Genomic DNA, 1,708 nt, shown 5'->3' on the forward strand with positions numbered 1-1,708 from the left:
TCATATTCCGGCAGGGCTTGGCCTTGTTTGACATGAGCATAACGCAAACTGCCGTCGATAAAGGTGCCCCAGCGGCCGGAGTGCGGGCTGGTTTCGCCGCTGTACGCGGTGATTCGGGTGGGTTCCGCCTGGCGTAATAACTTCTCTTTCTCCGGCCAGTTGTACAATTCTTCGGGTAATCCTTTCGGGAAAAATCCGTCCACCGGCACATTGATAAATTCGCCTCCAACCCGGCGGATAAGAGTCCAACCGGTTTTTGCCCACTGAGATTCTCTCCAGCTATATCTTGGTTTACCTGTTTCCACGTCTAGCTTGTCTGTACGTTTAATTCCTTGCACTGCTTCTGGTGGTTCGCCAAAATTAGCAGCAATAAATCTTGCTGAAGAAAAATCTGCATCCGGCAAGTAAATTCCTGTTTCGATAGGAATATCATCAATTTCAATCCTTACTGCTGGATCAAGTTTATATTCGGGGATTTGAGATGGTAGGTCTTCCAAGGCATAGCACCCCCGGCCGTTGTAAGTTAAATTACCTTCATCCCACGTCCCACTCAATGTTGTTGATAGTTGACGGTCAAGTTTTTTAGCCACAGATTCAAGAGCAGAAATTTTTTCTATTTCACCTTCAGTCATCCATCCATTCCAAAACTCAACAATACCTTTGCTAATATTGCTCATAGCATGACCGATATCGAATGCTTTGATGTCGCTATGAGTTCGTAGAATATAAGCTTTCATATAACGTTCTTTCATGGGTCTGATATTAGGCATCACGCGATTTTCCCATACCATATCGGCCTGCTGCCATTGAGGGGTTTTTCGGGCATTAAGCGGCAGTTCACGTTTATATCTTGCCAGGGCTTCTTCATGGGCATCGATATAGGCAATGATGGCATCACGGGTTTCGGCATAATGTTCTGCTGAGATGAATTTTTCTAAAAAGTAACATTCCTGCGGATGTAAAATACCCATTATTCTTTTCCTTTTGGTTCGTACCAGCTGTTTTTATTCTCTAGCTTCGGTAGCCCCAGATAAGGGCTGACCGGATCACTTGCTACATCGCCATAGCCCCAGCCGGTTTTCCGCCGTTCACCGGTAAACTCTTTTTTAAGCTGCGACGGGTTCAGTACGATTTGTACCGCTCCGCCTTCCAGCGAATATTCTTTGGCATTCTCATTAATTTGTGTTGCAGCACGACCTTCCCAGACCTTAAGAGGCCGTCCCGGCGGAACGGTGTAAACGACATATTCCCCATTTTCATTCCAGCTTTTCCATACGGCAAAACGTTTACGCCAGTCACTTTTCGACGTCAGTTTTTCAAACTCAGCCTTTCGCATCCAGCAGATACTATTGTCGGAGGAACTTGGATCAATAACACGGTAAAGAATCTCTCCTGGTGGGATTTCAATCGCACTCATTGAGTTATCAAAAGTATCAAACTTGCCCTTAAGTACTGGGTTAGAGGAATTTTCCCGAATATCTGGCCATCCTTCTGTTATCGATTGTTCATCATCAAAAGAATTTAATGGTTTGTATGTCTGTTTTTTCTTCCCAACATCCACCCAATCCGGCTTTTCCTGCTTAAACATCTCCACTTCTTTTGCCGCCCGTTCGCCGCCGTAGAGGTGTACATTGGTGCCCACATGCGCGCGGTAGGCATTGTCACCTTCAACACGCAGGCGGTTTGCCAGTTTTTCCAGTAAATCCGT

General features: G+C 45.8%; 1 protein-coding gene and 1 pseudogene. Both read right to left on the reverse strand.

The annotated features are described in order from the left end of the window. Positions 1-971: type VI secretion protein ImpA (locus HGO41_RS25695; RefSeq protein ID WP_250981645.1), on the reverse strand; the 971-nt coding region annotated here is incomplete at its 3' end. Then, positions 971-1,708 (reverse strand): annotated as a pseudogene (locus HGO41_RS25700) (hypothetical protein); the annotation flags it as partial. The gene HGO41_RS25695 and the pseudogene HGO41_RS25700, both read right to left, overlap by 1 nt.

Origin of the sequence: Rahnella sp. CG8, assembly GCF_023701875.1 — a bacterium.
In the GTDB taxonomy this organism is placed as follows: Bacteria; Pseudomonadota; Gammaproteobacteria; order Enterobacterales; family Enterobacteriaceae; genus Rahnella; species Rahnella aceris.